This window comes from Bacillus cereus ATCC 14579, assembly GCF_000007825.1.
Taxonomy (GTDB): domain Bacteria; phylum Bacillota; class Bacilli; order Bacillales; family Bacillaceae_G; genus Bacillus_A; species Bacillus_A cereus.
Genome location: NC_004722.1, coordinates 1,880,346 through 1,905,970, shown reverse-complemented (window position 1 = coordinate 1,905,970; position 25,625 = coordinate 1,880,346). Strand labels below are relative to the sequence as shown.

Here is a 25,625-nt window from a genome sequence, read left to right as displayed (position 1 = left end):
GGTTCTCCTTCTAACACTATTTCTCTTCATGATTTGGCATACGCACAATAAATTCAGTACCTTTTCCTTCCTCACTCTCAACTTTTATTTCCCCATGATGAAGGTCGAGTACTTTCTTTACAATAGCTAAACCTAAGCCACTTCCTCCATAGGCACGATTTCGTGAAGAATCCGCTTTATAAAAACGCTCAAAAATATGTTGTTTCTGTTCTTCTGATATACCAATTCCTGAATCACGGATACGCACTTCCACTACTGTCTCATGTTCCTTTAACTGAATAGTAATCGTACCACCGCTTGGAGTAAATTTAATACTATTATGAATTAAATTAATCCACACTTGACTCATACTTTCTTGGTCAGCAATAACATATACTTTTTCTAAATCTAGTTCTAACTCAATTTCTTTTTCAGCCCAGAGTGGTTCACTATTTAACACAATTTGCTTTAATTGTTGATCTAATCGATAGCTCACTCTTTCTGGTGTATACTCTTCTGATTCTAAAAGAGTTAGCTTTAGTAAATTTTGACTTAGTTTAGATAATCTCGTTGTTTCAGTTTCAATAATGGTAAGATAATGCTTTCTTTTTTCCTCAGAAAGATTATCGTCTTGTAGTGCTCTAGCAAATCCTTTTATAGAAGTTAACGGTGACTGTATTTCATGAGAAACATTCGATACAAACTCTTGTCTCATTTTCTCCATCGTATTCAGTTCATCTGTCATATCATTTATACTTTTTACGAGCACGCCAATTTCACCATCATACTTTTCTTCATTTCTTATTTTTACGGAGAAGTCTCCTTTTGCAATTTTTTGTATCGGTTCAATAATAGTCCAAATCATCGCCTCTCGTTTTGGTCTCATTAATATTCCAATCAATGTCCAAATAAGAATAATAAAGACAAAACCGACCATATCACTAATTAGAAAGGCAACAAACGGCGATACGTTTACGTCAAAAGCATTCAATAAACTAGTTGCTACATAAAATGCGATAGACCAAATGATAGTAAGAATAGAAAAGAGCGCTAATACCGCTCCAAATACTTTCAGCATCTTCAACTTACTCATTCGTTTTCTTTTTCTCATTTACTTACCTCTAAGCGATACCCTAATCCTCTTATTGTTTTAATACTAAATTTCGATTGCTCTTCTTGAAACTTCTCACGTAACCGATTAATATGAACGTCTAGTGTACGTTCATTCCCTTCAAAATCATATCCCCATATTTCTTCAATTAATTGCTCTCTCGAACAAGTTCTTCCCGATTTAGCCCCTAAAGTAAAGAGCAGCTCAAATTCTTTTAACGGTAACGTAACCGTTTGTTCTCCAGATGTAACTTCGAATGTTTTACGATTTAATAATACATTTCCAACTTGAATCGATTGCGAAACTGTAATTTGGTAACGTTTCAATAATGCCTTTACTCTCACTACTAGTTCTATAGGATCAAATGGTTTTACAAGATAATCATCTGTCCCAAGGTGAAATCCTTTTACTTTTTGTGATGTTTCTCCTTTGGCAGTTAGCATCAGAACCGGGATATCATAGTATTTTCTTAATTCAAAACATACATCAAATCCATCCATATTTGGCATCATGATATCAAGAATAACCATATCGACTTTTACGTCATCCATTTTCTGAAGTGCATCTACTCCATCAATTGCCTCATATGTTTGAAAACCTTCTCGTTCTAAAAATACAGAAACGAGTTCTCTAATGTGTGGATCGTCGTCTACTATTAAAATTTTAGGTATCAAAGGAACCATTTCCTTTCTACTTAGCATCTAATATATTTTTTAAAAATGAATCATCAGTGGAGTAAAATCCCACTGATGATTCATTTTATAATGCACCCTCTTTAATTTTCAATTGCTGCGTTGCAAACTCACGATACATATCATGCGTCTGTAATAATTCATCATGCGTACCACTACCTGTAAGATTCCCTTTTTCAATAAAGATAATTTTATCTGCATCTACAACAGTAGAAAGTCTATGTGCAATCACTAATGTTGTTCTGCCTTTCATTAAGTTATTTAATGCTTTTTGAACGACAGACTCAGATTTACTATCTAAGCTTGAAGTTGCCTCATCGAGCATAAGAATTTGCGGATTTCGAAGTAACGCTCGGGCAATAGCAATTCGCTGTCTTTGTCCCCCAGAAAGCTTCACACCGCGTTCTCCAACTTCTGTTGCATAACCGTTTGGTAAGTCATGAATAAATGCATCAACATATGCCATTGCTGCTACTTTTTCAATTTCTTCATCCGTTACTTCGCCCTCAACACCGTAACAAATATTATCACGAATTGTTCCATCAATTAACGGACTATCTTGTGATACGTAACCGATTTGACGTCGCCATGACTCTAATGAATAACTCGTAATTGATTCTTCCCCTAATTTAATGGCGCCACTAGTTGGCTCATAAAAACGTTCCAGTAATGAGAATAACGTTGTTTTCCCACTACCACTTGGTCCTACAATCGCTGTCACTTTCCCAGATTCAATTGTGAAATCAATATTTTTCAAAACTTGCTCTTCTTCGTTATACTCAAAATGTACATTTTCAAGAACAATTGGTTGCTTAGCATTTGTCACTTTCACACCAGTTTCATGATCTTCTACTTCATATTCTAAAATCGTACTAATTCTTTCCGTTGCACCAATTGCCTTTTGGAATTGTGTAAAGAACATAGATAATTGACTCATCGGCATTACAATTTGAACTAAATACAAAATAAACGCTACAAGTTCACCGGTTGTTAATGCACCGCTAGAAACTCGCATCCCGCCATATCCTACGATAATAACAAGTAGTGCCATTAAAACAAACGACATAACTGGCGAAATTAATGCTTGCACTTTTCCTTCTTTCAAACCAAATTGTAATAACTTTTGTATACCTGTATTACCCGTTTCATATTCTCTTTTTTCTGTATTTGAAGATTTCACTAAACGAATTTCTGATAACACTTGCGTTAACACACTTGTAAAAGATGCCGTTTCATCTTGAAGCGCTTTTGAAATCTTATACATTTTTCGTCCAAGTGGAACTAAAATTAACACAGACAACGGAATAACCGTTAAAAGTAACGCAGTCATTTTCCAATCTAAAACAAATAATACAATTAACGATCCAACAATTGAAATACCGGCTGTTAATAAGTTTGACAAATGCTCAGAAATTAACGTTTTCACTACACCTGTATCATTCGTCATACGGGTAATTGTATCACCTGTTCTATTTTGATCGGAATAAGATACCGGCAAGATAAGTACCTTTTTCCACAAACGTTCTCTTAGTCCCGCTACAATCTTCTGCCCAATATAATTTAGTAAATATATAGACAACCCTGCCGCAATAGTTTGCATTACAAAGAAAGCAACTAATCCAACAATTTGTCCTGCACTAATTGAAGAAAGCGAAAAATTATCTACTAATCCTTTTGTCAGCATAGGAAATAAATAAACTCGCTCCCGTAGAAAGCAAACTCATTAATAACGCAAAAACTAAAATTCCTTTCGGAGGATTTGTATCTTGAATAAGGCGTAAAAACTGCCTCCAACTCCCTTTTTTCTTCATTTCATTTCTAACTTCCATTCCTGTTCATCTCCTCGTGGTAAACAAAACTGTTCTTTCTAAAATTAGAATACGATACAAATGTAAACTGAATGTAAACACACTTTTTCTATTTTTACAAAATATACATAAAAACTCATCTTTACAACAGATATAAACATCTGATATTATTACCTGGTACTTAATATTATTCTATGTAAATGATAGATAAATAATTTACAACACGATATAAATCTCCAGTTAGTGAAAGGAGTATCCTTTTTGCAAACAAATATACATTCTGAAAAGGAAACAATTATTTTTATTCATGGATTAGTTGGCAATCGTCGCGCCTTCAAAAAGGAACAAAAACGTTTTTCTTCCTCCTACAACATTATAACTTATGACTTATTAGGTCACGGTGATGATAAAGGAGAAGCAATCGACTTTTCATTACAGCGCCTCGTAGATCAATTATTAAACTTATATGAGCAAGAAGGTATTAAAAAAGCACATATTTGTGCGCTAAGTTACGGCTGTTACATCTCTACAATTTTTGCACAAATGCATCCAGAAAAAGTATTAAGTATTTGTCATATTGGAGGACATTACAATAACCCTTCTCGTTTATATAATGTATTTCAAAATTTTTGGGAGAAGCGAGGAGATGAATACTCTAAATGGCTCTCTCAATACGCAAATACTATTTTTCCAAGCGGTATATTAAAAGCAAATCCGTTCGCAGTCATTTCAAGAAATATTTACTACCGTTTCGGATTACAATTACATTCATCCATAATTGCCCAGTCATTACGACATCGGTTAGAATTCGATTTAAAATCTAAATTAAAATCACTTCCTCACCCTATACTATGGGTAATGGGAGAGCATGATCATCTCTATAAATCTTGTCTATTTGATTTGAAATCTATTTTGCCTAACGTTCTATATAAGGAAATACCGTTAGCGGGACATGCAGCGAACTTATTTCGTCCTAACTATTTCCATGACTTATATGATCGATTTTTAAATGGAAAGTTAAAATAAAAACTATTAAACTTCCAATTTATTCAACTATAAAAAGGCTTCCCAAGTTTCCTTGGAAAGCCTTTTCACTATACGAAAAGTATATAAAACTACTTTTTCTTAGTATGCTTTTGTGTAACCTAATAGGTGCTTGCTCCAGTAAGAGTTACTTACAGAACTAATACGTACACCAGTTGCATCTGTTTCTGCACTAATGAACTGACCGTTTCCTAAGTAAACACCCATGTGAGAAGGACCTGATTTATAAGTATTTTGGAAGTATACTAAATCACCTGGTTGTGGATTGCTAGTTTTTGTTTTAGAGCTCCAGTATCCAGCAACTGTTTGACGAGCGCCTTTATGACCAGTTTGATTTAATACGTAGTGAATGAATCCACTGCAGTCAAAACCAGCAGGTGTTGTACCAGCAGTTCTGTATGGTGAACCATTTAAAGATCTAGCGAATCCAGCGATTGAAGATGTATCTCCACCTGTTGTTGGTTTTTGTACGTCTTTACCTGGTTGTTGAACGTTATTTGTAACATTATTGTTATTTGTAACGTTGTTTACTCCGCCTTTTACAAACTTAACGAAGTCTGCACTTACGTAACCTGTGCGGCCGTTATGGTTAATTTTGTACCAACCATTTTCAGCACCAGTAACGTTTAATACTTTACCATTTGTTACTCCACCGATTACAGCGTTGTATGTAGCTGGGCCTGTACGTACTTTTAAAGCACCAGTGTTAACAACATAAGAACCACCAGTTTGAACTGTTGTAGTATTGTTGTTTGTAGTTGGTTGTTGTGTTTCGTTAGATACAGCAGAACCACCTTTTGTTACGAAGTCTTTGCTTACGTATCCAGTTCCACCATTGAAGTTGATTTTAAACCAATCTTGTACTTCACCTACAACTTGTACTGTTTTACCTTTGTTTACAGAACCTAATACTGTATGAGATGTACTTGGGCCTGTACGTACGTTAAGTGAAGAAACGTTTACTGTGTAAGTACCTGTTCCTTGTTGAACAGTCGTTCCTGTTTTGCCACCAGTGGTTACGAAGTCACCACTTACATAACCTGTTTGACCATTTACGTTTACTTTGAACCAACCATTTTCTTGTCCAACTACTTGTAGCACTTGGCCTGATTTTACTTTAGAAATAACGTTATGTCCTGTACCAGCACCTGAACGAACATTTAATACATCAGCAGTTACTGTGTATTTTAATTCAGAAGTTGTTTCTACAGTTTTTGTTTCAGTTACAGTCGTTTGAGTTTGAGTTTGAGTTTGAGTTTGTCCATTAATTTCTTTTAGCGCTTCATTTGAAACTTGTGCATGAGCAGAATCCATTCCTGGAACTGCAACGCCAGCTACAGAAGCTGCTGCTAAACCTGCAATTACTTTTTTCATAAGTTGTCTTTACTTCCTTTCCCTACTATCCTCTTAAAAAAAACTAAAACTTTAATACTTTACAATATTATCAAAGTAAAATATTCATCCAGTTCCATTTTTTAGCAAGAGTTTTATTTTTCACACGTAGTTCATTTTAAATGAACAAAGTGAAATCCGTGTGAACTTCATGTGAACTTTATCATTAAACACAGTGTTTTTGCAATGGTTTTTTCAAATTTCTTATATATCACATAAAAATTCGACATTCTATTTAATATTTTAATATAAAATATCTCTTTTCTATCTATTATAAAAAATTCTATTAACCTAATACAAACTCAAGTATGTATTTCCTTATAAAGCTCCTTACATAAAGTATACTTTCATCATGACAAAAATCACTCTATTTATCAATAGTATAATATTTTTAGAAAACTAAATTTCTATACTATCTACAATTTTGAAATAATTTGACGAATTGTAAGATTTATTTCACAAAAGCCGATTTCTCCTTTAAAGAAAACACACACTATACCAACTGTTCTCTTTTTCGATAATGGAATTTATAGGATGTTTATAGTATTATATACATATCTTAATAAATAAGAATTTTAGCGAACTGATTAAAGTTTCATTTTATAAAATGAAACTTTAATCAGTAAGGGTTTTATACATCCTCCGCTAATTTTTAACCCTCACCACTCGGGCTGCCCGTTAATGCGGATTTTTATTGGAATAAAAAGAGGAGGCATATTTGTGAGAAATATAATAGATGATCCAATACAAAAAAATATAGAGCTATACTATGCTTTTATTCAATTCGTTTCAATGATAACATTACAAAAAGTATCCGCTATTGAAACACGTAAAGATGAATTAAAAAATCAGATGAAAAATGCCGGACAAAAAAACCCTTATTACGTATAAAAAAAGGTGAACAGGTTATATTCCTGTTCACCTTTTATCAAATTATTTTATTTATAAATTTTCACACGGTTTTCTAACGGTTGGAATTCTTTTTCACCAGCCTGTACTACCGGTTTACCAAATGGCATTTGCGCAATAAGTTTCCAATTTGCTGGAACATCCCACTCTTTTCTCACTTCTTCATCAATTAGCGGATTGTAATGCTGTAACGTAGCACCAAACCCTTCAATTTCTAAAGCTGTCCAAATTGCAAATTGTAACATTCCTGATGATTGCTGAGACCAAGTTGGGAAATTATCTTTATATAATGCAAAGTTAGCTTGAAGGCTTTCCACTACTTCACTGTCTTCAAAATATAAAACCGTTCCATAACCACTTTTAAATGCATTCATTTTTTCTTCAGTAGGTGCAAAGTTATTTTCAGGTACAATTTTTCGTAACGTTTCTTTCGTAATATCCCATAATTTATCATGTTGTTCTCCTAATAAAACAACAACGCGAGCACTTTGAGAATTAAAAGCTGAAGGTGTATGTTTTACAGCATGATAAATCACTTCTTGAATTTTCTCATCAGAAACTACTTGCTCTTTACTAATTGCATAAATAGATCTTCTGTCTTCAATTGCTGAGTAAAAATCTTTTGCCATCATAATTCCCTCCAATTTTCAATTGAGGCTATTTCATATGTATATATCATATTACGCCCCCTCAAACTTATTATTAATAAGCTTATAACTTTATAATATCACAGCAACAAACAAACTCAAATAATAACACTTATATTTAGACCCTTTTTCCTTTTTAAAATGAAAATAAAAAGACTGTTTGTTGTTATCTAAAATTAGTAACAACAAACAGTCTTACTTATGTAGCGATCTAGATTCGTATTTTACTTACTTAATTAACTAATCCAAATGCATACGACATTAACTTATTTGTCTCTGTAAAACGTTTTGTTTTACTTGATGTCCCCATGACCACTGTAATAATTCGATTATCACCTTGCTTTGCAGTCCCAGTAAAACAGTATCCTGCACTATCTGTAAATCCAGTCTTTAGTCCGTCCATTCCTTCTATATATAAACTTTTATTATTTTTATTTAACATGTCGTTTGTGCTTATAACATTAATATTATTAAATGCTAGCTGACTTTGGCGTAAGTGAGTCACTTCTAATATTTCCGGATAATCTTTTATAAGATGATATGCCAATTGCGCTACATCACCAGCCGTCATTTTTGTTTCACTTCCATCTGGCTCTTGTAATCCAGAAGCATTTGCAAATTTAGCATGTTCCGACATTTTTAACTGTTTCGCTTTTGCATCCATAAGCTGAACGAAATCTTTCTCCGATTTTGCCATATGTTCTGCTAAAGCCACAGCTGAATTATTAGCTGACTCAATCATTAATGCATGATATAAATCTTTAACAGTTAATGTATCATTAACTTGTACTGGGATTCTCGCTCCCTCTGTTTGTGCCGCCTTCGCACTCATTTTTACTGGATCTTCCCAGCGAACTTTCCCGTTATGTATACTCTCTAGTAAGAGATACGCTGTCATCATCTTAGACATACTAGCCGGTGCAAAAGCTTCATTTTCATTATATTGATAAATAATATCTCCATCACTCGCATCGATAATCATAGCTGCTTTTGCGTTAATTTCTGGTGGGATGTACTTTGGCGGGACTACTTTTTCAGTAAATCCTGCTTTAGGTAGTTCTGCCACTTGCAAAGGTTGTCCCTCTACATTCGCTATGCTCTTTTGATTTCCTTGGAATAAGAACCAACATATCCCTAAAATAATGACTAATAGGACTGTCATCCTTCCCCATTTTAACCGATTCATTTCAAAACTCCTTTAGCAAACCTTTTATACACTCACATTTAACCTTATCAACAATTCCTTTATACAGTCAAGGTAAAAGGTATATTTATTCATAGTACAGCAATGATTATTTTAATTTATTTATGTTAAACTTACAATATTGAAACGTAAGAATATTTAATAATAAAATCTCGTAAATAAAGCGAAACTTTAATCAGCCCCACCAATCAGGCTACCCGTCAAATAGCGAGATAAACTATTTAATAGAAGGGATTCATACAAATGCTACTTCCAAAATCATTAAAATACGGAGACACAGTTGGGATTTACTCCCCTTCTTCACCAGTAACCTACACTTCACCAAAGAGATTTGAACGAGCAAAATCTTACTTACAACAGAAAGGGTTTCATATATTAGAAGGTTCATTAACAGGTCGATATGATTTTTATCGTTCTGGTAGTATACAAGAGCGTGCTGAGGAGCTAAATGTCTTAATAAGAAATCCTAATATTTCTTGTATTATGTCAACAATTGGTGGGATGAATTCAAATTCAATATTACCTTATATTGATTATGATGCTTTTCTAAAGAACCCTAAAATAATGATTGGGTATTCAGATGCAACTGCTTTATTACTAGCAATTTACACCAAAACAGGAATCCCTACATTTTATGGACCAGCTCTCGTCCCTTCCTTTGGCGAATTTGAACCTTTTGTTGATTGCACATACAAATATTTCGCTGAAACTTTACTACATGATCATTCTCTTCCTTATCATATAAAACAACCATTATTTTGGTCAGATGAATTTATTAATTGGGAAGAAAAGACAAAGGAGAAAGAACTTCGACCAAACGATTGGATTTCAGTAATTGATGGAAAAGCTACTGGGCGTATTATTGGCGGGAATTTAAACACGATACAAGGAATTTGGGGTAGCCCCTATATGCCACATATTCAAGAAGGCGACATTCTCTTCATTGAGGACAGTTCAAAAGATGCAGCTACTATTGAAAGAAGCTTTTCATTACTTAAAATTAACGGTGTATTCGATAAAATTTCAGGTATCATTCTTGGAAAACATGAGCAATTTGATGATTGTGGTACAAATCGAAAACCTTTTGAAATACTACTAGAAGTACTTCAAAATCAAAGAATTCCTTTTCTAGCTGACTTCGATTGTTGTCATACACATCCAATGATTACCATGCCTATCGGTGTTCAAGTAGAGTTGGATGCAACAAATAAAACGATACACATTGTAGAACCTTGGAAAAAATGAATACATAGCTTCTATTGTTTTACAATAAAAGCCATGATACTATATAATTTGGAATGTGAAAGATTAAACAAAATATGTTCCAATATCTAACACTAGAAAAATTAGGTATAAATATATATTTATATGCAAAAGAGAGTGAATAAATGAAACCAACTATTAAAAATTACGTATTTTTACATGTAGCTTTTTTGATATATTCTATCATTATGGTTTACATGAAATGGGCAGCTAAATTCCCCATTGCTTCCATCTCATTTTTTGTTGCTTATTTCGGATTAGTTATACTTTTATTCGGATATGCAATTTTATGGCAACAAGTAATTAAACATTTCGAAATTTCAAAAGCATATTCACATCGCGGGATTATTATACTGTGGTCAATGCTTTGGTCAGTATTTCTATTTGGAGATACGATTCAGTGGAATCATTTACTTGGTGCAGCTATTATTATCGTCGGAATTGTGGTGGTGACAAAAGATGAATAGTTATATGTTATTATTTATTTTCGGGATAATTTTAGCTAATTACTCACAAATATTATTAAAAAAAGCTACTTTGCAACAATACGATTCTAGAATAAAAGAATATGTGAATCCTTATGTTATTATCGGCTACTCTTTATTTGTAATTAACGCCGGATTAAATGTTATCGCCATGAAGGGCATGGCATTAAAACAAGCATCAGCATTAGAATCCTTAAGTTATATCATCATATTAATTTTCGGTTGGTATTTCCTGGGAGAAAAAATAACGAAACGTAAACTCATCGGCAACATGATTATTATCGTTGGTGTAATCGTTTATTGTATCCAATAGTAAAAAGCTCCGTTTATCACAAACGGAGCTTTTTACTATTGACCTAAATTTTGCACTTTATCTTTCACATCTCGAACTTGATCTACCGTCTGCATAAGCTCGGAGTTTTTAAATTGCTCTACATCCACTTTTCCTTCTTCTATCTTTGTCATCGCCGTATCAATTAACGCATTTAACTTTTCGTTATATCCGACGATTTGTTGATGAATATCCTTTGCTACATCAGGTGGCGTTAATTCATTGAATGCGGGTATATCTTGTTTAATTTCACTAAGCTTCGTTTCTAATTCTTTTCGAGCCTCGCTATCATTAACGGCCTTTTCTGCTAATGCTGGTGCATCATTTGCAAATGCACTTATTTCATTTACATAGTCTGTCGCCTTTTGAGCATAATCTATGGAGTTCTTTCCTTCTTCCACTATTGAACATCCCATTAAACCAATTGAAACTATAAATACTAATAAAATTGATTTTATTTTCATTTTAGACCCCCTTCGTCTTTATCATTGTCTGTAATTTTCTCTATACATAACTTCTAGCTAAATTGTTTATAACCTTTTTCAAATAGCTATTTATCCTCTTACATGCCCTATTATCGTTACAACATCTATTTCTATATGTACGCTTATAATATCTTCAATTATATCCATATATCCTTGTCCTATAGCTGTTCCATAGTGTAATGTAAGCCCCTTCTTTTCATACACTGACTTTGGCACTGAAAAAATAAATCTCCTCAAGTTTCTTTCATCAGCTGGTTCCATAATTAAAACAATCCCATCCTCATCAAACATATACGCTCGCCCTCCAACTTTACATTCACTATGGCTCAGTATTGCCTTGGTCAGCAAAATTTAAAACATAATAAGTTAAGATACACTCTGCTCTATCATAAAGTGAAACTTTAATTAGCCCTCACCAGTCGAATCTTTATCGGCAAATAGCGGGATAAAAATAAAAAGCATTCATTCTTTTTTGTTAAGAATGAATGCTTTTTAAAAAATCAATTTCTAGCTCTAGCATCTTTTTTTGACGAGGTTTTACTTTCCTTACGGGAATTCCAGCGTAAATATACCAATCATCTAAACTCTCTTTTACCATACTCATCGCGCCGACTGCCGTACCTTCTCCTACAATTACATTTGGAAAAATAATAGAATTGGCACCAATAATCACATGTTTTTTTAAAATAACTTTTTCTGCTTTCACATTCCTATATTGATTCGGGACGGTTGGCCCCATTAATGTATTTCCACTGAAATCATCAAGTACTGCATATACGATTGTTTTAGCTGAGATGTTTGCAAAATCATGCATTTCAATCCCAACTTCCCCTCCATATAACGCTGTATACGCTGATATGTGCGAATAACTTCCAATTGTGATTTTACCACTTAAAATGCAAAAATCATCAATTCTTACATGATTGCCAACTGATATAGCACTCGGATTATATATACTTGCTTTTTTACTAACCAATACATTTTTCCCAACAGATAAAAATCCAATTTGCTTTAGTTCTTCTTGACTATAAAAACTATTCATCTACCGACACCACCCTCTGCTCTAAACAGATTACAATTTGCTCTACTAGTTCTTTCGTCATTCCTTCCCATAAAGGTAAACTTACGATTCGTTTTGCTATTTTATTCGTCTTTGTTAAATCTGTAGACTTATAGTTTTTAAAAAGAACTTGTTGGTGGCAAGATGGTGAAAAGTATAATCTAGCTTCTATTTTCTGTTTTTTCAGTTCTTCTATTACTTGTATGTTGCGAACTTCTTCTGGACAAATGATAGGCATAAATTGGTGAATAACTGCTTCTGTCTTTTGGACTTTCCACCCTTTTTTCATTAACCCAGTATTTTGTAACAACTGTTTATACCATTCAGAAATACGGCTGCGTTCTTTTAATTTTTGATCCCACTTTTTTATAGTCGCAATCCCAATAGCGGCTGCGTATTCAGACATTTTACAATTAAACCCCATCATCGTGCATTCACGATTTTTATCAAATCCGAAATTCCCCATTCTTTTAATATGTTGTATATCTTCTTCGTTTTTACTATATATGAGCCCTCCTTCACCAATTCCGAAAGGCTTTGTTGCATGAAAGCTATATACGATCATTCCACTAAAATCTTGACCGTAATGCATCCCTCCATTCATTAAACCAAATCCCGGCGCCGCATCTACGACAACCGGAATCCCCTTCTTCTCTAATTCTTCATATTTTTCTAAGTTCATCCATGATCCAAAAGTGGCGTACGGGATAACAATCGCAACCTCTTCTTTTAATTCTTCTATCTTATCCAAAAGTACGGTTTTATCCATATACCAATCATCTATTGAAATATCAATAAAGTACGGTTCCAATCCACACCAAATAGCGGCTAAGGCAGTCGCAGGGAATGTAAAACTAGGCATGAGAGCATACTTTCCCTTTCTTCTTTTCTTTAGTTGAATAGCCGCCATTAACCCTAACGTTGCGTTTGCTACTGTTGTAACAGCTCCCCTGTTTTGAAAAAATGACGACATAATTGTTTCCTCAAAACGTTGATTTATAGGTCCATAATTCGTATATATGTGAGATGTATCAATTTCCTTCAATTCGTCCAAATACTCACTTACAGGTACAGTTGAAGCACGTAAAAAAGGAATATTCTCCATATCTATCTATTCCTTCCTATCATTTTCGTACAATATAGAGCATATCTGTTTCAGATAATCCAAATTTCCTAGCACCTTTCATTCCTTGTTTTTCCGCTATGTTATATAATTCTACCTTAAATCCTGCATTCATTAATCGTTGAATAAATCCCGATTGATTGTAAATTCTCACATGATCTTCTTGACCAAAAGCTAATTTCCTCAATTGTGGTGTTACAATTAATTCATTCTCTATAATAAAATCTACATTCATTACGATCGGTACTTGAATAATTCCCCATCCATTTGGCTTTAACACTCTATATAACTCTCGCATTGCTTTGTCATCATCAGGAACGTGTTCTAACACATGGCTACATAATATTACATCAAAAGTATTACTATCATATGTAATCCTTGTAACATCAATTTCCTTCATTAATGGATCCTTTGGTTCTAAGTCACCACATACATACGTAATATTTTTATACTCGTTAAACCAATCTCTTAACTTCGCTTCAGGTGCAATATGAAGCATTGTATAGTTTCTATTTAACAAGTCCGTTTCCGTTTCAATGTACGCACGGTACAATCTTTCACGATCCATCGAATTACAAACTGGACATATCCCTGTATCTTTATTCCACATTTCAAATTTATATTTCGGAAAATCATAATGTGCTGGCCAAGGTGAAAATTTTTCAAATTGTTGATTACAATATTGACAATAACAAGATTCTTTCTCAAACATATGAGCAACTAACTTGTTTAACCCTTTTTTTATCTTTTCATTATAAATTTGATCTAGTTCGCCATTTCTTACTGCATCCTTAACTATAAATCCCGCATTTTCTAAACAATAAGATAAACTCTCTTTATACTCACTTTCGGAGCTTAAAAATCCACTATTATATGCATCTATAATTAATTCAATCCACTCTTCAATTGTCATTAAAATAAAATGCATTTGTTTTTGATTTTGTCCACTATGTTGTCTAAAATAACTAAGAGGTTCATGTATATAAACTACTTTTCCTTTCCTCATCATATCTAGCCAAGTTGCAATGTCATTAATAGCAGAATAAGCCTTTCCTTTAAAATATCCAAACTTCCCGTCAAACAAATCCCGATTAAACAAAACAGTTGTCGGCTCACCAACTACATTTTTTAAGTTTTTTAACATATAATTTCCTAATTCTTTTCCTTCAAAAAGTGTAGTTTCTTTCGCGATTTTCATATTTAATGTTGAAGGTGGTAATATCTCTCCATTCTCATCAATCAGTTCACGATATGACGTCACAAATGAAATATTTTCTAACGTCAAAAAGTATTTCATCATTCTCTCGATCTTTTCATGATGAAATAAATCATCATCTAATAAAAAGTTCATATAGTCCCCATTCGCAAGTTCTACACACTTATTAAAGTTTTCGGCAACTAACGGCGTTTCATTTTTAACATATGTAATACACTCATATTCACGTAAGTACGGTTGAATCATAGCATTGACTTCATTATTTGTACTATCGTCAGAAATAATAATTTCAATATTTTCATATGTTTGATTCAAAGCGCTGTTGAGTGCTAATTCCAAGTAATAAGGTCTATTGTATGCAGGAATAAGTATACTTACTTTCGGTAATGAAGAATTATTATTTATATGTTGTTTTTTCTTTTCTATGTTTATTTTCTTCGCTCTAATTTTTTGGTAATAGTCTAATGTATATAATATTGATGATGGAACTATCCTTCTTGCATAATCTAGAAAATTAGTTATCGCTTTGTCTAACTCTTTTTCGGTGGATAAGAAACCATATTGTTCTCCTGCTATAATACTGTGTGAAAAATCTTCTAACCCATCCATCATTTTATTAGATTCATTTAACTGTTGATCTGGATGTAATCGAAAGTAACTCAGTGTCTCTGCTATATATACTGCTTTTCCTTTACTTAATAAAGATAACCATGAAGCTATATCTACGTTACATAAATACCGCCTCTTATCAAAAATCCCATATGGTTCTTGTAAATCATTTTTACGAAATAAAACTGTTGTCGGTTCTCCAATATAATTTTTTTGATCCACAATTACCTTATTTCCTAATTCTGTTCCCTCTATAATGGTATCCTCTTCAAATAAACGGACAGTCGAATAAATATGTCGCAGTTCTTTCCCTTTATCATCAATGACTTGACGATGAGATGTTACAAGCTTAATTTCATTATCTAAATCATTGAAAAAATACTTCATCATTTTTTCAATTTTATTCACATGAAATACATCATCATCCATTAAAAAATTTATATACTCACCGTTCGCTTCATTAAATAACATTAACGCATTTTCAAATTGTCCGAGAGTTGACCTATTTTTTATATAAATAATATTTGAATGATCACATAAGTATTTTTGTAACAATTTTTCTGTTTCATCATTCGTGCTGTCATCTCCAACTATAATTTCTATATTAGGGTACGTTTGTTCTAACACACTACATAACGCCTTTTCAAAGTAACTAGGACGATTATACGTAGGAATTAATACACTTACCAACGGAAGTTGCTCTACCATTTCTTCAGTTCTTTCAATACGAGTTCTCATTTTAACTCTCTCACCTCTTCGCATATTATTTATATACGCGACACAAAAATCACATTACTTTAACTGTATGGAGCCTATATACTTTTATGCAAACAGGAAACAAAATATCATACTTTTCGTTCCTGAATAAACATATTTAATAATGCGGACATTTTATTTGCACCTTTTTTATTCATATGATCACTATCATAAAAATCATCGTCACAAAATAATGGCGAATCAAATAGATCTATAATTTGAAAAGAATATTGAGTTTGAAAATCATTTATAACTTTATAAAAATCTTCTTTTAATTTCTTACTACTACAATTGAAATAATGTGAAGTAACAGGGAACACAACAATTAATGGCTTTATATCGTTTTTTAACAGTAATTCTAAATATTTCTTAAAAATCATTTTATTTTCAACTAAAGTATGAGGATACGCCAATTTAGCATGTGAAGCTGCTCTTATTTTCCCGTGTTCTTCAAAAGGAATGTGAAGAGGAGTGGTATTCCACTCAGCATTTATCCAAGGCAGCGTCAATGATTCATCTTTTAGTTCGTCTAATAAAATATATTCAAAATGCAAATTAAAAATAGAAAAAAGTGGTTTCGGAGTATTTAGATGGGAGAATCCATCAGTGGGTAGAGGAGAGTGAACTACAGTATGATGACCATCTTGAAACAATGGATAATATACTTTGTGAATTCTATATGATTCAGATGATAACGACATATCAAAGTAAAACGAGAAATAGGCTATTCCTATTAAACAATATTGAAATGAATGATTGTTTGATAAAAGTTGTGACGCTATTAAATAATCATAGTATAGATCTTGCGATGGAAGTGTTAATTTTATTGACTTTTTTGAGAGAAGCTCCGTACTTATGCCACAATGTGGATAAGACAAACCGGTAGCAAACAATTCATACGTCGGATCACTCTTTGTTTTTTTCATAGAAATGTATAAAGACATAAGATCCGGATTTATTTGATAGATAGAAATTAATTTATCCTTCCATTCATACATGTATTTTGTTAAATTAATAATTTTTGAACTTTGCACGCCCCTATTTATCAAGTCATTTGTAAGTTTTTCTGCGTCCCCTCTCCAAATGACTATATATTGAAAAGAACTTTCTATACGAACAACATCTGAAACGTCTACAACATGAACTATTGTTTTACATTTATTTTTGTCTAACGTATTTCGAATCCTCTCCCCTGATAACTCATCACTTAAAACAATGATTTTATATTGCTCCTTCATGTACATCCCCTCCATTATATGTATAATATGAAATTCATTTTTAATTCGTAACAATCATATACACCTGCAATCTAACAAAAAAAATAGCTCCACCATTAGGCGTAGCTATTTTTACAATTATTGCTTATTTAAATCATATTCCTTTATCTAACTCATAAAGTTTACGATACTTTTCATTTTCTTTCAGAAGTTGTTTATGACTACCTTGCATGACAATTTGGCCACGATCAAGGAATATAACTTCGTCTACATGTTCTATTCCTACAAGATGGTGCGTAATCCAAATAACCGTCTTGTCTTCCGTTGCAGAAAACATTGTTTCGATTAAAGACAATTCTGTTTTTGGATCTAAACCGATAGTCGGTTCATCAAGTACAATAATTGATGTTTCTTGCATAAGAGTTCTAGCAAAAGCAACCCTTTGTCTTTCCCCACCAGAAAACCGCTTTCCCATTTCATGCATTTTTGTTTGTAATCCGTCTGGAAGAGAAGTAACATGTGAAGCTAATTGTGCTTTCTCTAAAGCTTTCCATATCTCTTCATCCGTCGCCTCCGGTTTGCCAATTCGTACATTATTTCCAATTGTCGTATCAAACAAATGCGGCTTTTGATTTAATACAGAAATATATTTAGATAAAAGATTCGTATGAGCTCGTTCACCATTCAATACAACTTGGCCATTTACTGGGCTTAACGCCCCTGTTAACAATTTTAGTAAAGTAGATTTCCCTGTCCCACTTCTTCCTAAAATAGCAATTTTCTTCCCTGCTTTTATTTGTAATGATACATCTTTTAATACAATCTCATTACTATCTGGATAACTATACGATACGTGATTCAGTTCAATATCTACATGTTTTGGTTCAATATAATCTTTCTCTCCATGCAAATCCGTTTCATCATGTAAAACACTATCACTTTCTACGCCATTAAGACGATGGGTAGATTCTACGTACGACGGTATTCGATCGATGGCATCTGCAATAGGAATAAGCGCGTTTGTTACAGATAAAGTCATTAATACGAAAGCTGCGATAACTGTAGGAGCAATTTGTTCACTTGCCGCTTCATTCCCAGTCCATATGATCATCGAAATAACTACAATACCTACTACTAATTGAATGATACTGTCCCGAATATGATACCAGCGTTTCACTCTCTTTTCGATTTTTAACAACTGATCATTTTGTTTTACATACTCATTAATAAATTCATCTTTACGACCACTTGCTTGCCAATCAGATAATCCAAAAACAGCATCTGTCAGTTGTTGATACAAACGGTTTCTTCCTTGCTTTAAAGTAACATGATGTTTCTTCATCAAAAGTAATGATACAAACGGAAGAAGAAAAACGATAATAGCTAACATACAACCTACAATAAGTGCAAAAACAAAATCAAATGCACCGATAACAAGTACGAAGATACTATAAACAACTAGCGCTAATATGCTAGGAAATATTGTACGTAAATATAGGTTTTGCAAATGCTCTATATCTTCGGATAACACTCCTAACATATCACCCGTTTGAAATCGAGAACGGAAAAATAACGCCTGTGGTTCTACTATTCTATATAGCCTCGTTCTCATTTTTTCTAATATACGTAGTACGACATCATGTCCGACTAGGCGCTCTATATAATGAAATACAGCTTGCCCTATACTAAACGCTCTTGTTGCAACAATAGGAACATATACAGCCATTACATTTTCTGGTCTAAGGGCAGATTTTGAGATCAAATAACCTGAAATAAAAAGTAACATCGCTCCTGAACTAACTCCAAGAAGACCAAGGAAAATAGTTAAAGTCATTCTACCTTTATTTTGTTTTATATAAGGTTTAACCCAGTTACTCATTTCTCTCCCCTCTCTTCCCTATGAAAATGTAATGTCTCATTCTCTAAAAGTTCTTCATACGTCCCACTTTCTTTCATTTCCCCTTTATTTAGAATAAGAATATGGTCCATTTGTTTCATCCAATGTAGACGGTGAGTTGCTAAAAATACTAACTTTCCATTAAATAGACGTAACATCGCTTGCTTTATTTCAAATTCGGTTTCAATATCAAGATGTGCCGTAGGCTCATCTAATAAAATGATTGGTTTTTTACTTAAAAGCGCACGCGCCATAGCAACACGCTGTTCTTGTCCGCCACTTAGCATACGTCCACCTTCTCCAATTCTTTCGTGTATCCCATTTGGAAGTGATGTAACGAGTGAACGAAGGCCGACTTCATTAATAACTCTTTCAACTTCTTCATCTGTTGCATTTGTTTCATAAAACCGAATGTTATCCTTTAATGAAAGCGGAAAAATATAAGGTTGCTGCGGAATATAAGCAATATTTTTTTGCCAATCTTCACGAGTAGATCCATCAACTTCTACACCATTTACTAACATCTTTCCACTCGAAGGAGATAAAAAACCTGCTAATACGTCGATTAACGTCGATTTCCCTGCACCACTTTCACCAATAACACCAATAGCACCGTTACCTTCCCAAGTAAAATTAATTCCTTCTAATATAGCCTTTTCAGATTCAGTATTATTAACTTTGATATCTTGTAATTTCAAGCTACTAGAGGCATTCCATACTATATCTTCATTTAAATCTTTCTTTTGTATTCCTTTTTGTTGTTGCAAAATCTCTTCTATTTGCTCCATCGCAATTTGTCCATCTAATGTCGCATGATAATTTGCTCCCACTTGTTTAATCGGCAGAAAATATTCCGGAGCTAAAATCAAAATTGTAAGGGCTGGTAATAGTATAATCGTTCCATCTATTAAACGTATCCCTAATCCAACTGCCACAAACGCAATTGATAAACTCGTAAAGAAATCTAATGCAAAAGAAGAAAGAAAAGCAACTCGCAAAGTACGCATCGTTGCTTTTCTATATCTTTTACTTACTTTTTCAATCTTTCCTTCGTGCTGTTCACTTTTCCCTAAATACTTTAATGTTTCTAAACCTTTTAACGTATCTACAAAATGATTCGAAAGTACACGATATATCTCATACTGACTATCTGCCATTTTTTGCGCTGCTAATCCGAGAAGAATCATAAATATGATCACGATAGGAATCGTTACAACTAAAATGATTCCAGACTCAATATCTAGCGTAAAAACATATAGTACAATTAGACCTGGAACGATACTACTTCTAATCATTTTAGGAATCGTTAATTCAATATATGTTTTAAATTTCTCAATCCCCTCAATTGATAAGGTAACCAGATGACCAGTTCCAACAGTTTGAACATACCTTGGACCTAATGTGAAATATGCCTCTATCAATTGTTTCCTTAGTAACGACCCTGTTTTTTCAGCAAAACGTTCCACTAATATTTGTGATGTTCGAACTACTATGTTACGCGCTGCAAACGCGATACCAAAATAAACAACTTCACTTAATATTGTTTGTACTGTCTCTCCATGAAATAAAAACGTAATAGCTCGTGCTAAAAAGATTGTTTGCGCAATAATACTAAAAGCTTCTAAAATACTAATAATCGTTAACGCTACATATAAAATACGGCTACCGGGATAAGACGGAAGTCCTCTTTTTCTTTTCATTAGTACTCCAAATCGTTGTCTGACTTAACAGGTTGTCTAAATACATAATAACTCCATATTTGACTTCCGATAACGAAAGGCAAAATAGCAATCGCAAAGTAAGTCATAAGTTTTAATGCATAAGCTCCTGATGCTGCGTTGTAAATTGTCAAATCATTCATTGCTCCTAAAGAGCTAATCATAACACGTGGGAACATACCGATAAATACACTCGCACTTAGTAAAATGATCGTTAAACTCGTCATAAAGAAAGCCCAACCATCTCTTCTTCTTTTATTTAATAAAGTGGACACTAATAGTGCTACAAAAGCTCCGATTGGTACCATAATCCATTCTGTTCCATGAGCAGTGAAAATGTCGGTTTTCCATAACCCCACACCAGCAAAAACAAGAAGTGTAAGTAATGAAAATGGTGCAATTTTTATTGCAGCAATTCGTGCACGTTCTCTCAATTTACCAGTTGTACGTATCGTAAGAAATTGTAATCCGTGAACAATACATAGTAGGAGAAACATTACTCCTCCAAGTAACGCAAATGGATGAAGTAATTGCAAGAATCCACCTACAACATTTTTACTCTCATCAATAGGTACACCTACCATAAAGTTTGCAATCGCAACTCCCCAAAGGATAGGAGGTAACATACTTCCAATAAACATCCCCCAATCCCATGCACTCTTCCATTTATGATTATCTATTTTCGCACGAAATTTAAAGGAAACACCTCTTAAAATTAAAGCAAGAAGCATAAATACAAATGGAATATAAAAACCACTAAATAAAGTTGCATACCAGTGCGGAAATGCCGCAAACATGGCTCCACCAGCACAAACAAGCCATACTTCATTCGCGTGCCAGAACGGTCCTATTGTATTTAAGTAAACTCGTTTTTCAAAATCATTCTTTCCTAAAAACCTCGAAACCATTCCTACACCAAAATCGAAACCTTCCAGTACGAAGAATCCAACAAACAAGATTGCAATAACTAAAAACCACAACTCATTAAGAGATAACATACTCTTCCTCCTTATCAAATGGATCATGGCTTTGATAATCCTTTTTCGTTTTCTTATTCGTGTGGCCCTTAATGGTACGAACGAATAAGTACACACAAATTCCACCCATAATTAAATACATTGATGTGAATGAAATAAGTGAGAATAATACTTCACCGAATGTTACATTTGGTGATACAGCATCTTCTGTTTTCATTACACCAAATACTACCCAAGGTTGACGACCCATTTCAGTCATAATCCACCCTACTGTATTACCGATGAATGGAAGAGAAATTGCATACACCATTAATTTTAAATACCACGTTTTTTCAGCTAAACGATCTTTTCTTGATAAGAGCCATCCGTAAGCTCCTAGAAGAAGCATGAATGTTCCACTCATTACCATCGCTCTAAAACTCCAAAACATTGTATGCACTGGAGGAATATAATCTCCAGGTCCATATTTTTCCTCATATTGTTTTTGAATTTGATTCATCCCTTCAACTTGACCGCTAAACTTATCATACGATAATAGACTTAGCATATAAGGGATTTGAATTTCAAACGAATTTTCTTTCTTCTCCGTATCAATTTTCGAAAATACTGTAAATGGTGCTGGATCCTCACTTGTATTCCATAGCGCTTCAGCTGCCGCCATCTTCATTGGATGTGTCTTAATTAATTGTTGCGCTTGTGCATGACCAAAGAATAATACAAGCGCCGTTGTAATTGTTCCAACAATGATAGAAATTCGGAAAGATTTTTTAAATACTACAGTTTCTTGTCCTTTTGTAATTTTCCATGCACTTACACCAGCAATAAAGAATGCACCTGTTGCAATTGCCGCTGTAATTGTATGCGGGAATTGTACCCATAGTTGTGGGTTTTGAATAATGGCTAAGAAATCATTCATTTGCGCACGACCATCAGCTGCCATTTCATACCCGACAGGTGACTGCATAAATGCACTTGCAGTTAAAATCCAGAATGCTGATAACATCGTGCCAATTGAAAGGAGCCAAATACACATTAAGTGAATTCGCTTCGGTAATTTGTCCTCACCGAATACCCATAAACCTAGGAATGTAGACTCAATGAAAAATGCCAGTAATCCTTCAATTGCAAGCGAGGGACCAAATACATCACCTACAAAACGTGAATACGTTGACCAGTTCATACCAAACTGAAATTCTTGTAAAATACCTGTTACTACACCTACTGCAAAGTTAATAAGGAATAATTGCGTCCAAAACTTTGCCATCTTCTTATATACCTCTTGCCCTTTTACCACATACAACGTCTGCATGATCGCAATAATAAAAGCTAAACCAATTGACAGCGGAACAAAAAAGTAATGGAAAATCGTTGTTGATGCGAACTGTATTCGTGCCAATTCGAGCGTTTCCATACTAAAATCACTTCCTTCATAGTTTTTATAATAAAAGTTAATTGAGCAATCTTATCAAACTCAATTATTAAGAAATACGAAAAGACAAAAACATTTTGTATGTATTGTCGAAAAATATGAAGTTTCAGTTTTTCAAACTATTGTAATGCTATTTTTTACCTTTTCACTATTTCTGTAGTGTTTTATTCGTTAATCGAATTGTATAATATACCTGCATAGTAAATTCAGGTTATTTTTGACGTATTATTGACATCATTTTGTCTGAAATATGTCTTTTGTCATTTTTTTGAATCAGATTTTTCTCATTAGTAAAATGTGTTTTTTCAATATACTTCTTACTTTTATATCTATAAAACAATCGTTTTTTCTTCATACGCTTGACTTTTACTCGGAAAAATGTCCTCGAAAGCACCCACGATAAATGCTTATTTTTTGTCAAGAGAAAAATGTATTTTCAAAATTCAAACTCGAAATAATGTTATTCAAAAATAGAAAACAACTTCCCTCTTCCTCGACTAAAAGTTCATTTTTTTGTCATTTTTCCAGAACAAATAAAAAAACTGAGAGTCGATTAAACTCTCAGTTTTTTTATTTATTTTGCTGTATGTTTTCTAACGGCTGGTAAAATTTCAGTAGCAATTAATTCAATATTTTTCTCAATTTTATCAAATGGTACACCGCCAAAATCAATTTGTGCCATAAAGCGTTGTTGGCCAAACAATTCATATTGGTAAAGCATTTTCTCAATGATTTGTTGTGGGCTACCAACCATTAAAGCATCACGGTAATCTATTGCATTTGTAAATTGCTGTTTCGGATACCCATCACCGCGCAGTGTAAGCATACCAGCATTAATGTGAGGGTAATATTCACTAAGTGCATCTTGTGAATTTTTTGCCGTATAAAATAAACTCGTTGTCGCAACTGGTAAACTAGCTGGATCAAATCCGCTTTGCTGAGCAGCCTCGCGGTAAGCATCTACTGACACTTTAAAGTTAATTGCTGGACCACCAAGTGTTGTTATCATCATTGGCACACCTGCACGTCCTGCTTTAATTGCACTAGCTGGTGGACCTCCAACTGCACGCCAAATTGGTAAGTTATTATTTTTCGCTCTTGGAATAACCGATGCATGTGCGAGCGGTGCTCTGAACTGTCCATTCCATGTTACATGTTCCTCGTTATTAATTTTTAATAAAAGATCCATCTTCTCTTCAAATAATTCTTCATAATCATTCACGTCATAACCAAGTAAACTATATCCTCCAATACGAGATCCACGACCAGCCACAATTTCTGCACGTCCATTAGAAATCAAGTCAATGGTAGCGAAATCCTCATATACTCGAACTGGATCAGATGTACTTAATATCGTTGCGGAACTTGCAATTTTTATATTTTTCGTAGCTTGCGCGACCGCACCTAAAATAACTGTATGAGCTTGCGTTGTAAAATGTGTTTGGTGACTTTCGCCGACAGCAAACACATCAAGCCCTGCCTCATCTGCTAACTTAGCTGTTTCAATTAGTTCGTGAATTCTTTTCTCTGGCGTAATTTTGTCCCCATTATGTGGATTTAAAACATGATCACCAATTGAATATAATCCAAACTCAATTCCTTTTCTTGTATCTATACGGTATTTTTCCATAGTTACTCTCCCCTTTAATAAAGTAGTATTAGTTTTTTTCTAAAAACGTTGGTAAGTCAAGTTTATCTCCGTATTACCTACACCATCACTTGATTAGTCAATTGATAGTGTAAAAAAATTACTCTTGCGGTAATTCTTTTTTTTCGCTATGCTTATGAACTTTCGTCATCAGCTCGTATAATATTTTCTGCTCTTCTTCATTTAATACATCATCAAAAAACGAAGATTGAAATGCAAGTTGTTCTGGCAATGCTCTCTCTAAAGCTGCTTCTCCTTGCTCTGTAAGACTAATTGTTTTCGTTTTCCAATCTTGTTTTCGTACAATATATCCTTCTTTTTCAAGACGAGTTAACATTCGAGAAATGCCACCTTGTGTAACAGTTACCTTTTCAGCTAACTCCATTTGTGTTAGTGGTTGATACGTACGTATTTGCAAAAGCACATCAAATTGAGCTGTCGTTAAATCAAAACGTTTTAAAAACTCATTTGACAATTGATTACTTTGGTTCGTAAATCGTATTAAACGTAACCATATTAATGACCCTATCGTATTATCACGCATGTTTGATCACTTCCTATCGTGAATCTTACTATCACTTTACCACTCAAGTGATAGTAATGCAAGAGAAAATCACCTTTTTTA

22 protein-coding genes and 1 pseudogene are annotated in these 25,625 nt (G+C 33.6%); 5 read left to right on the top strand and 18 right to left on the bottom strand.

All coding sequences use genetic code 11. The annotated features are described in order from the left end of the window. Positions 1–16: 16 nt before the first annotated feature. The 3 genes and pseudogenes from hitS to BC_RS09770 form a co-directional block, all read right to left on the bottom strand. A complete protein-coding gene (hitS, locus tag BC_RS09780; RefSeq protein ID WP_001231630.1) occupies positions 17–1,090 on the bottom strand; it encodes an envelope stress sensor histidine kinase HitS in 1,074 nt (357 codons plus the stop codon). Further along, positions 1,087–1,764, bottom strand: a complete 678-nt coding sequence (hitR, locus tag BC_RS09775; protein WP_000612413.1) for an envelope stress response regulator transcription factor HitR — start codon at positions 1,762–1,764, stop codon at positions 1,087–1,089. Before hitR ends, hitS begins: the two co-directional genes overlap by 4 nt. 85 nt (positions 1,765–1,849) lie before the next feature. Next, positions 1,850–3,611, bottom strand: a pseudogene (locus tag BC_RS09770) (ABC transporter ATP-binding protein). Positions 3,612–3,851: 240 nt separating this feature from the next. Between BC_RS09770 and BC_RS09760 the strand changes: the two are divergent. Beyond that, positions 3,852–4,616 carry an alpha/beta fold hydrolase gene (locus BC_RS09760; RefSeq protein ID WP_001194309.1) on the top strand — a complete coding sequence of 255 codons (765 nt, stop codon included), beginning with the start codon at positions 3,852–3,854 and terminating at the stop codon, positions 4,614–4,616. Between the two features lie 99 nt (positions 4,617–4,715). Here the strand turns inward: BC_RS09760 and entFM are convergent, their stop codons facing one another. Next, complete coding sequence (gene entFM / locus BC_RS09755) at positions 4,716–6,008, bottom strand: enterotoxin EntFM (RefSeq protein WP_000755498.1); 1,293 nt, start codon at positions 6,006–6,008, stop codon at positions 4,716–4,718. 738 nt (positions 6,009–6,746) lie between these two features. On the opposite strand from entFM, the gene BC_RS09750 reads away from it, so the two are divergent. After that, positions 6,747–6,917: a hypothetical protein gene (locus tag BC_RS09750; RefSeq protein ID WP_001244277.1), complete on the top strand. Its 171-nt coding sequence runs from the start codon at positions 6,747–6,749 to the stop codon at positions 6,915–6,917. Positions 6,918–6,964: 47 nt separating this feature from the next. Here the strand turns inward: BC_RS09750 and BC_RS09745 are convergent, their stop codons facing one another. Further along, complete coding sequence (locus tag BC_RS09745) at positions 6,965–7,567, bottom strand: nitroreductase family protein (protein WP_011110028.1); 603 nt, start codon at positions 7,565–7,567, stop codon at positions 6,965–6,967. A 247-nt stretch (positions 7,568–7,814) separates the two neighbouring features. Continuing rightward, entirely contained in the window at positions 7,815–8,768 is a 954-nt protein-coding gene (locus tag BC_RS09740; protein ID WP_001080871.1) for a D-alanyl-D-alanine carboxypeptidase family protein, read from the bottom strand. A 261-nt stretch (positions 8,769–9,029) separates the two neighbouring features. Here BC_RS09740 and BC_RS09735 point away from each other — a divergent pair, with 261 nt between their 5' ends. The 3 genes from BC_RS09735 to BC_RS09725 all read left to right on the top strand — a co-directional run bounded on the left by BC_RS09735 (position 9,030) and on the right by BC_RS09725 (position 10,847). Continuing rightward, positions 9,030–10,031 carry a S66 family peptidase gene (locus BC_RS09735; protein WP_000926333.1) on the top strand — a complete coding sequence of 334 codons (1,002 nt, stop codon included), beginning with the start codon at positions 9,030–9,032 and terminating at the stop codon, positions 10,029–10,031. A gap of 143 nt (positions 10,032–10,174) precedes the next feature. Further along, positions 10,175–10,516: an EamA family transporter gene (locus tag BC_RS09730; RefSeq protein WP_000805125.1), complete on the top strand. Its 342-nt coding sequence runs from the start codon at positions 10,175–10,177 to the stop codon at positions 10,514–10,516. Beyond that, the gene (locus tag BC_RS09725) at positions 10,509–10,847 is read left to right on the top strand and encodes an EamA family transporter (RefSeq protein WP_001089868.1); all 339 of its coding nucleotides are present in this window, start codon (positions 10,509–10,511) and stop codon (positions 10,845–10,847) included. Before BC_RS09730 ends, BC_RS09725 begins: the two co-directional genes overlap by 8 nt. A gap of 35 nt (positions 10,848–10,882) precedes the next feature. Here BC_RS09725 and BC_RS09720 read toward each other — a convergent pair whose 3' ends face one another. The 12 genes from BC_RS09720 to BC_RS09665 all read right to left on the bottom strand — a co-directional run bounded on the left by BC_RS09720 (position 10,883) and on the right by BC_RS09665 (position 25,544). Then, positions 10,883–11,329: a DUF6376 family protein gene (locus BC_RS09720; RefSeq protein ID WP_000695200.1), complete on the bottom strand. Its 447-nt coding sequence runs from the start codon at positions 11,327–11,329 to the stop codon at positions 10,883–10,885. A 90-nt stretch (positions 11,330–11,419) separates the two neighbouring features. Next, complete coding sequence (locus BC_RS09715) at positions 11,420–11,641, bottom strand: hypothetical protein (protein ID WP_000459099.1); 222 nt, start codon at positions 11,639–11,641, stop codon at positions 11,420–11,422. A 184-nt stretch (positions 11,642–11,825) separates the two neighbouring features. Then, positions 11,826–12,392, bottom strand: a complete 567-nt coding sequence (locus tag BC_RS09710; RefSeq protein WP_001084193.1) for an acyltransferase — start codon at positions 12,390–12,392, stop codon at positions 11,826–11,828. Next, entirely contained in the window at positions 12,385–13,515 is a 1,131-nt protein-coding gene (locus tag BC_RS09705; RefSeq protein WP_000427967.1) for a DegT/DnrJ/EryC1/StrS family aminotransferase, read from the bottom strand. Before BC_RS09705 ends, BC_RS09710 begins: the two co-directional genes overlap by 8 nt. Positions 13,516–13,534: 19 nt before the next feature. Continuing rightward, positions 13,535–16,096, bottom strand: coding sequence for a glycosyltransferase (locus BC_RS09700; protein WP_001260413.1), 2,562 nt, complete (start codon positions 16,094–16,096; stop codon positions 13,535–13,537). 107 nt (positions 16,097–16,203) lie between these two features. After that, positions 16,204–17,352: a hypothetical protein gene (locus BC_RS09695; RefSeq protein WP_000664266.1), complete on the bottom strand. Its 1,149-nt coding sequence runs from the start codon at positions 17,350–17,352 to the stop codon at positions 16,204–16,206. A gap of 133 nt (positions 17,353–17,485) precedes the next feature. Then, complete coding sequence (gene cydC / locus BC_RS09690) at positions 17,486–19,210, bottom strand: thiol reductant ABC exporter subunit CydC (RefSeq protein WP_000073646.1); 1,725 nt, start codon at positions 19,208–19,210, stop codon at positions 17,486–17,488. Beyond that, complete coding sequence (gene cydD / locus BC_RS09685) at positions 19,207–20,928, bottom strand: thiol reductant ABC exporter subunit CydD (RefSeq protein ID WP_000824039.1); 1,722 nt, start codon at positions 20,926–20,928, stop codon at positions 19,207–19,209. Before cydD ends, cydC begins: the two co-directional genes overlap by 4 nt. Next, a complete protein-coding gene (gene cydB / locus BC_RS09680) occupies positions 20,928–21,944 on the bottom strand; it encodes a cytochrome d ubiquinol oxidase subunit II (RefSeq protein ID WP_000950085.1) in 1,017 nt (338 codons plus the stop codon). The genes cydD and cydB overlap by 1 nt, the downstream gene beginning before the upstream one ends. Continuing rightward, positions 21,931–23,334, bottom strand: coding sequence for a cytochrome ubiquinol oxidase subunit I (gene cydA / locus BC_RS09675; protein ID WP_000448871.1), 1,404 nt, complete (start codon positions 23,332–23,334; stop codon positions 21,931–21,933). Before cydA ends, cydB begins: the two co-directional genes overlap by 14 nt. Before the next feature lie 592 nt (positions 23,335–23,926). Further along, a complete protein-coding gene (locus BC_RS09670) occupies positions 23,927–24,982 on the bottom strand; it encodes an LLM class flavin-dependent oxidoreductase (protein ID WP_000417543.1) in 1,056 nt (351 codons plus the stop codon). 118 nt (positions 24,983–25,100) lie between these two features. Next, a complete protein-coding gene (locus tag BC_RS09665; RefSeq protein WP_001205510.1) occupies positions 25,101–25,544 on the bottom strand; it encodes a MarR family winged helix-turn-helix transcriptional regulator in 444 nt (147 codons plus the stop codon). Between the last annotated feature and the right edge of the window lie 81 nt (positions 25,545–25,625).

What these genes read in the sequence shown, in the direction of transcription:
- cydC (WP_000073646.1), bottom strand. Translation starts at nt 19,210, where the DNA reads ATGAGTAACTGGGTTAAACCTTATATAAAACAAAATAAAGGTAGAATG.
- BC_RS09720 (WP_000695200.1), bottom strand. Translation starts at nt 11,329, where the DNA reads ATGAAAATAAAATCAATTTTATTAGTATTTATAGTTTCAATTGGTTTA.
- BC_RS09710 (WP_001084193.1), bottom strand. Translation starts at nt 12,392, where the DNA reads ATGAATAGTTTTTATAGTCAAGAAGAACTAAAGCAAATTGGATTTTTA.
- BC_RS09670 (WP_000417543.1), bottom strand. Translation starts at nt 24,982, where the DNA reads ATGGAAAAATACCGTATAGATACAAGAAAAGGAATTGAGTTTGGATTA.
- BC_RS09695 (WP_000664266.1), bottom strand. Translation starts at nt 17,352, where the DNA reads ATGAAGGAGCAATATAAAATCATTGTTTTAAGTGATGAGTTATCAGGG.
- BC_RS09665 (WP_001205510.1), bottom strand. Translation starts at nt 25,544, where the DNA reads ATGCGTGATAATACGATAGGGTCATTAATATGGTTACGTTTAATACGA.
- cydD (WP_000824039.1), bottom strand. Translation starts at nt 20,928, where the DNA reads ATGAAAAGAAAAAGAGGACTTCCGTCTTATCCCGGTAGCCGTATTTTA.
- hitS (WP_001231630.1), bottom strand. Translation starts at nt 1,090, where the DNA reads ATGAGAAAAAGAAAACGAATGAGTAAGTTGAAGATGCTGAAAGTATTT.
- BC_RS09735 (WP_000926333.1), top strand. Translation starts at nt 9,030, where the DNA reads ATGCTACTTCCAAAATCATTAAAATACGGAGACACAGTTGGGATTTAC.
- BC_RS09740 (WP_001080871.1), bottom strand. Translation starts at nt 8,768, where the DNA reads ATGAATCGGTTAAAATGGGGAAGGATGACAGTCCTATTAGTCATTATT.
- BC_RS09725 (WP_001089868.1), top strand. Translation starts at nt 10,509, where the DNA reads ATGAATAGTTATATGTTATTATTTATTTTCGGGATAATTTTAGCTAAT.
- BC_RS09745 (WP_011110028.1), bottom strand. Translation starts at nt 7,567, where the DNA reads ATGATGGCAAAAGATTTTTACTCAGCAATTGAAGACAGAAGATCTATT.
- BC_RS09705 (WP_000427967.1), bottom strand. Translation starts at nt 13,515, where the DNA reads ATGGAGAATATTCCTTTTTTACGTGCTTCAACTGTACCTGTAAGTGAG.
- cydA (WP_000448871.1), bottom strand. Translation starts at nt 23,334, where the DNA reads ATGGAAACGCTCGAATTGGCACGAATACAGTTCGCATCAACAACGATT.
- BC_RS09715 (WP_000459099.1), bottom strand. Translation starts at nt 11,641, where the DNA reads ATGTTTGATGAGGATGGGATTGTTTTAATTATGGAACCAGCTGATGAA.
- entFM (WP_000755498.1), bottom strand. Translation starts at nt 6,008, where the DNA reads ATGAAAAAAGTAATTGCAGGTTTAGCAGCAGCTTCTGTAGCTGGCGTT.
- BC_RS09700 (WP_001260413.1), bottom strand. Translation starts at nt 16,096, where the DNA reads ATGAGAACTCGTATTGAAAGAACTGAAGAAATGGTAGAGCAACTTCCG.
- cydB (WP_000950085.1), bottom strand. Translation starts at nt 21,944, where the DNA reads ATGTTATCTCTTAATGAGTTGTGGTTTTTAGTTATTGCAATCTTGTTT.
- BC_RS09730 (WP_000805125.1), top strand. Translation starts at nt 10,175, where the DNA reads ATGAAACCAACTATTAAAAATTACGTATTTTTACATGTAGCTTTTTTG.